Raw genomic sequence first — 6,301 nt, 5'->3', positions numbered from 1 at the left:
TGATCGGGCTTATAGACCCCCTCCCTCAGCATAGTCAACACCCCAGTTGTAAAAATTCTGACATTTTTATACGTCATTGGTTTTAAAAGAGAATTTGTGTGTGGATACAACTTCACAGGAAAAACGCCCTCCCAAGGGGCCTTTTCAGGATTTATTTTACGAGTCTCCGAAGAATCCATCTCCGTCAAAGAGACGGAGTGCGAACTATCGGCTTTCAAGACCAGCTCAACGCCGTGACGGGCCAGCAATTGCCAGTTCATAGCCCAGGACCTAATAGAAGCTGAGCAATGAAGGAGCGGACAATGTTGGTCCTCGACGAAAAGCAAACCCGTGCAGCGCTCGCTTGGCCGACGCTGATCGAAGCGATCGCCAAGATGTTTGCCGGCGACTGCGTCATGCCGGTGCGGCATCACCATGACATGGAGGTGCCCGGCGAAAGTAATGCGACGCTGCTGCTGATGCCGGCCTGGCTGCCGGGACAATATATGGGCGTGAAGATGGTTTCGGTTTTTCCGGGCAATGCCGGACGCGCACTTCCGGCAATTTTCGGTACCTACCTGCTTTCCTCCGGCAGGTCGGGCGAGATGCTGGCGGCGATCGACGGCGGCGAGCTCACGGCACGGCGGACGGCGGCCACTTCGGCACTGGCGGCCCGCTATCTATCACGCGCGGATGCGGAAGAACTGCTTGTCTGCGGCACGGGGCGGCTGTCGCTCAACCTGATCCAGGCGCATGCGGAGGGACGGAAGCTGAAGCGGATCGAGGTATGGGGCCGCGATCGCGACAAGGCACAACAGGTGGCGGACGACGCGCGTGCGCTTGGTTTGAACGTCCAAGCCGTCACCGATCTAGAGGCCGCCGCCCGCAGCGCCGACATCATCTCCTGCGGAACGTTGTCGAGCACGCCGGTTATCCAGGGCGAATGGCTGAAGCCCGGGGCGCACCTCGATCTGGTCGGGGGTTTCAAGCCGGACATGCGCGAGACCGATGACGTCTCGATCCGGCGCGCGCAAGTCTTCGTCGATACGCGCGCCGGGGCGATGAAGGAAGCCGGCGATATCGTGCAGCCGCTGAAAAGCGGCGTGCTGACGGAAGATGCGATCCACGCGGAGCTCAGCGAGCTCATACGCGGCACGCGGCCGGGACGCACGAATGACGACGACATAACCCTGTTCAAATCGGTGGGTGCAGCGCTGGAGGACCTCGCCGGCGCGATCCTTGCCTATGAACATACACGAGGCCAGCAGGCGTGACGCGCATGATACCTTCGCTGCCCGAGTTGCCGGTCTCGCATGTGCTCGCCGATATCGGCGCTGCGCTCGCCGAAGAACGGCGCGCGGTTCTGTCGGCTCCCCCCGGCGCCGGCAAAACGACGCTGGTGCCGCTTTACCTGCTTAGTCAAAGCTGGCGCGGCGACGGCCGGATCATCCTGCTGGAGCCGCGGCGGCTGGCAGCAAGGGCAGCGGCGGCGCGGATGGCATCACTGCTTAACGAGCAAGTGGGCGACACCGTCGGCTATCGCATGCGTCTCGACGTCAGAATTTCGGCTAAAACGCGCATCGAGGTGGTGACCGAAGGCGTGTTCGCGCGGATGATCCTCGACGATCCCGAACTATCCGGCGTCTCCACGGTCATCTTCGATGAATTTCACGAGCGCTCGCTGGATGCGGATTTCGGCCTGGCATTGGCGCTCGACGTGCAATCAGCACTGCGCGAGGATCTGCGCATTCTCGTCATGTCGGCGACGCTCGATGTCGAACGCGTCGCCGACCTGCTCGAGCATCCGCCCATCATCGAAAGCATGGGCAGGAGCTTTCCGATCGACATCCGCCATCAGGACCGGCCGGCCGGCGAGCGCATCGAGGACACGGTGACACGTGCCATCCTCGACGCACATGCGACGGAACAGGGCTCGATCCTCGCTTTTCTGCCCGGGCAGGCGGAAATCACCCGCACCGTGGAGAGACTTGAGGACCGATTGGCGCCGGAAACGGTGATCGCGCCACTTTACGGCAATCTCGGCCAGAAGGAACAGGACGCGGCGATCCGCCCGGCGCCGAAAGGCACGCGCAAGATCGTGCTGGCGACGTCGATCGCCGAAACATCGATCACCATCGACGGCGTACGCATCGTCATCGACAGCGGTCTGCAACGGCTGCCCGTCTTTGAGGCGTCGACCGGCATCACCCGGCTGGAAACGGTGCGGGTATCACGGGCTTCCGCCGATCAACGCGCCGGCCGCGCGGGGCGAACGGAGCCGGGTATCGCGATTCGGCTGTGGCATCCAGGCCAGACCGCGGCATTGCCGGCCTTCACGCCGCCGCAAATCCTGTCCAGCGATCTTTCCGGGCTAGCGCTCGATCTCGCCCATTGGGGCGTGCAGGATCCGGCTACTCTTGCCTTCGTCGATCAGCCGCCGGCGACGGCACTCGCAGAGGCGCGCGCGCTGCTGCGGCAACTGGGGGCACTGGACGCCGAAAACGGGCTGACCGCGCGCGGGAGGCTGATGCGCGATCTGGCCTTGCCGCCGCGGCTTTCGGCCATGGTGATCTCGGCAGCCGAGTTCGGCCAGGCGCGGGAGGCGGCGATGCTGGCCGTGCTGCTGACGGAACAGGGGTTGGGCGGCCAGAGCGTCGATCTGGAAGAGCGCCTCCGGCGGTTCAAGACGGAAAAGGGTGAACGGGCCGAGGCGTCGCGCCGGCTGGCCGCGAGGCTGGCGACAACAGCGGGCGAGAGCAAAGCTGCCGCCGCGTCGGTGTTGACTGGCTCGTTGCTGCTGCATGCTTTCCCCGACCGCATTGCCCTGCAGCGCGGCGGCCGCGGGCGCTTCGTCATGGCGAACGGGCGCGGCGCCGAATTGCCGGAGACGGAGCGCTTGTCTGGGTCGCAGATGCTGGTGATTGCCGATCTGACCGGCCGGGCGGCGCAAGCCCGCATCCTGGCGGCGGCGGAAATTTCGCGTGCTGACGTCGAAGAGCATCTGCCGGGCGAGATTCGCACGGAAGACCAGAGCATCTTCGACAAGGCCAGCCGTCAGGTGCGGGCGCGGCGCGTCACCCGGCTCGGCGCCATCGTCTTCGAGGAAACACCATTGCCCCGGCCATCCGGGGACCAGGCGGCGAAAGCGTTGGTTGAGGGCATTCGCGAGCTCGGGATCGGGGTGCTGCCTTTTTCGAAAGAGGCGACGCAATTGCTCGAACGGATCGGCTTCCTGCACCGGACGATCGGGGAGCCGTGGCCCGATATGAGCGAGGGAGCCCTGCTTTCGCGGCTTGAGGAATGGTTCACACCGTTCCAGACTGACGCGCGCGGCCTGTCCGACATTTCCGCCGGCGGACTCTCCAATGGGCTGATGTCGCTGCTGCCGCATGAGCTGCAGCGCGACCTCGCCCGGATGGCGCCGACACATTTCGAAGCGCCGACCGGCCAGCGCCATCCGATCCAATATGAGGGCGAGGAACCGCTGCTGACGATCCGCGTTCAGGAACTTTTCGGCCTGAAGCAGCATCCGGCCATCGGCGGCGGCCGGCGGCCGCTGGTGCTGGAGCTGACGTCGCCGGCGCACCGGCCGATCCAGACGACGCGCGATCTGCCCGGCTTCTGGGCCGGATCATGGAAGGACGTGCGTGCCGATATGCGCGGACGTTATCCGAGGCATCCCTGGCCGGAGGACCCGGCAGATGCTTTGCCGACGACAAGAGCCAAACCGCGTGGTACCTGAGGATGGCCAGATTCTTCAGAGGATTGGACAGGATGCCGGATGCGGACGCCAAGCCGCAGGACGATCACCACACCAGCCGGCGGCTCAGGCTGCAGACGCTGGTGCGCCTGCGTTGGCTTGCGGTCGGCGGTCAGACGGTGACGGTGATGATCGTCGCCTTCTGGCTGAAATTTCCCATGCCGCTGCTGGCCTGTGGCGTCTTGATCGCCTGTCTTGCCTGGATCAATTTCTTCCTGACGCTGCGCTATCCGCCGACGCATCGTCTTGAGCCACCGGCCGCCTTTGCGCTCCTCGGCCTCGATCTCCTGCAGCTCTGCGGGCTGCTACTGATCACCGGTGGGCTTGCTAATCCTTTTTCCGCATTAGTCTGCGTGCCGGTCATCATCTCCTTCGCCTCGCAGCCGATCCGCTACAGCATGGCGTTGATCGTGCTGGCGATGATCTGCATCACCGGGCTCGCCTTTTCACCCTTTCCGCTGCCCTGGTACGGCGGCGTCGAGGTCAACATCCATAGCGTGATGCAGCTTGGCGTCTGGTGCTCGATCGCCTCGACGATGGCCTTTGCCGCCTTCTACGCCTATCGCGTCTCCATGGAGGCGACACAGCTCGCCGACGCCTTGTCTGCAACGGAACTGGTGCTGCAGCGAGAAAAGCATCTGTCGCAGCTCGATGGGCTGGCTGCCGCTGCCGCCCACGAACTCGGCACGCCGCTGGCGACGATCAGCGTCGTCGCCAAGGAGATGGAGCGCGAGCTCGGCCATGACGATCGCTTCCGCGAGGATGTGGCGCTGCTGCGCAGCCAGAGCGAACGCTGTCGCGATATCCTGCGGCGGCTGACGACGCTCTCCTCCGAAGACGAGGCGCATATGCGACGGCTGACGCTGTCGTCGATGATGGAGGAAATCATCGCGCCCCACCGGGAATTCGGCATCAATCTTGAGCTGATCGAAAAGAGCCCGCGGACCGGCGAGCCCGTGCTGAACCGCAATGCCGGCATCATGTATGGGCTCGGCAATCTCATCGAAAACGCGGTCGACTACGCGCGAAAGAAAGTGACCGTCACGGTGGAATACGATCCCGATACGCTGACGATCGTCATCGAGGATGACGGCAACGGCTATTCCGCAGATATCTTGACGCGGATCGGCGAACCCTATGTCACAACTAGGCAGCGTGACGACACGGCCGGCGGCCTCGGGCTCGGCCTGTTCATAGCAAAAACCCTGCTGGAACGATCGGGTGCGACGCTTACCTTCGGCAATCGCGATCCGGAAACGCCGGGCGCGCGCATCCGCATCGAATGGCCCCGAATGTTGATAGACAGTAATTCGACAAAATGATTTTCACGGCTTAAAACACCGGTCGTTAAGGTCAATAGGACTATGCAGGCGGTCAGCCGCCGGGATTGAAAATAATGACAGATAAAGAGCTCACCGACCCTCACGGGGGGGCCAAAGACGTGGCGGACCATATCGGTCCGGATGCGACATTGCTGATCGTCGATGACGACGGACCTTTTTTGCGCCGACTGGCACGCGCCATGGAGACACGCGGTTTTATGGTCGAGACAGCGGAATCGGTGGCGGAAGGCGTCGCCAAATCCAAGGCCACTCCACCGAAATACGCCGTGGTCGACCTTCGCCTCGGTGACGGCAACGGCCTCGACGTCATCGAAGCGATCCGGCAGCGGCGCGACGATACGCATATCGTCGTGCTGACCGGTTACGGCAATATCGCGACCGCTGTAACGGCCGTGAAGCTCGGTGCTCTCGATTATCTCGCCAAGCCCGCGGACGCTGACGACGTCTATGCGGCGCTGACGCAGCGGCCGGGCGAAAAGGCCGAGGTGCCGGAAAATCCGATGTCGGCGGATCGGGTGCGCTGGGAGCATATCCAACGCGTCTACGAAATGTGCGAGCGCAACGTTTCCGAGACGGCCCGCCGCCTCAACATGCATCGCCGCACGCTGCAACGCATCCTCGCCAAGCGCGCGCCGAAATAACGTCATTCAACCGAGAAAGACTTGCCCGTCGCCCATTCGGCCTGCATCAGCCGCTGGGCGGCCGCGCGGGAGAAGTTCAGCGTCACCGATTTGCGCGTGGCCGGCGGCAGGCGATGTTCCGGGGCCTCGCGGATGATGTGTGCGCCATAACCATCCGACAGGAAAAGCCCGCACTCTTCCGGGAAGATATCGAGCGGCACGTCCTTGTGTGTCGCGAAGAACAGCCGATCGCAATGCGTGCGGTAATCCGGCCATTTGCGGTCGACGCGAAAATCCTCGATCGAGGATTTGATCTCGATGATCCAGATCTCTCCTTTTTCGGAGAGGGTGATGAGGTCGGCGCGGCGACCGCTTGCGAGCGGCAATTCCGGCAAGACGGCATGGCGCATCTCGTGCAGTAATAATTGCACACCTCTGCGTACAAGCATCGCCCGTTCCGACTGGCGGCCGTCTATTAACGGATTGTTATTGTAAACGCTCAAAATCGTCATGAATTGCCTCGGGGACCAGCAAGCGTTGTTGCAAAAAAACCATGTCCCTTTAATTTGCGCGGCGGAGCTATTTAAGTGGCACCGCAT

At 62.9% G+C, this 6,301-nt stretch carries 6 protein-coding genes; 4 read left to right on the top strand and 2 right to left on the bottom strand.

Annotated features, from left to right (window positions below; all coding sequences use genetic code 11):
* Positions 1-260 (bottom strand): hypothetical protein (locus PY649_RS13105; RefSeq protein ID WP_285868853.1); only part of this gene is annotated, 260 nt, incomplete at its 3' end.
* Between the two features lie 42 nt (positions 261-302).
* Between PY649_RS13105 and lhpI the strand changes: the two genes are divergently transcribed.
* From lhpI to PY649_RS13085, 4 genes are all read left to right on the top strand, one after another.
* Positions 303-1,253, top strand: coding sequence for a bifunctional Delta(1)-pyrroline-2-carboxylate/Delta(1)-piperideine-2-carboxylate reductase (lhpI, locus tag PY649_RS13100; protein WP_285868852.1), 951 nt, complete (start codon positions 303-305; stop codon positions 1,251-1,253).
* Between the two features lie 5 nt (positions 1,254-1,258).
* Entirely contained in the window at positions 1,259-3,721 is a 2,463-nt protein-coding gene (gene hrpB / locus PY649_RS13095; protein ID WP_285868874.1) for an ATP-dependent helicase HrpB, read from the top strand.
* Positions 3,722-3,723: 2 nt separating this feature from the next.
* The gene (locus PY649_RS13090) at positions 3,724-5,061 is read left to right on the top strand and encodes an ActS/PrrB/RegB family redox-sensitive histidine kinase (RefSeq protein WP_285868851.1); all 1,338 of its coding nucleotides are present in this window, start codon (positions 3,724-3,726) and stop codon (positions 5,059-5,061) included.
* Positions 5,062-5,135: 74 nt separating this feature from the next.
* On the top strand, positions 5,136-5,723 hold the full coding sequence (locus PY649_RS13085; protein WP_285868850.1) for an ActR/PrrA/RegA family redox response regulator transcription factor: 588 nt from the start codon (positions 5,136-5,138) through the stop codon (positions 5,721-5,723).
* 2 nt (positions 5,724-5,725) lie between these two features.
* On the opposite strand, the gene PY649_RS13080 is transcribed toward PY649_RS13085, so the two are convergent.
* Positions 5,726-6,214 (bottom strand): MmcB family DNA repair protein, encoded by a 489-nt coding sequence (locus PY649_RS13080; protein WP_285868849.1) that lies wholly within the window; start codon positions 6,212-6,214, stop codon positions 5,726-5,728.
* Positions 6,215-6,301: the final 87 nt, after the last annotated feature.

This window comes from Rhizobium mayense (genome assembly GCF_030272705.1).
GTDB lineage: Bacteria > Pseudomonadota > Alphaproteobacteria > Rhizobiales > Rhizobiaceae > Rhizobium > Rhizobium mayense.
This window is presented reverse-complemented; position numbering and strand designations above follow the sequence as displayed.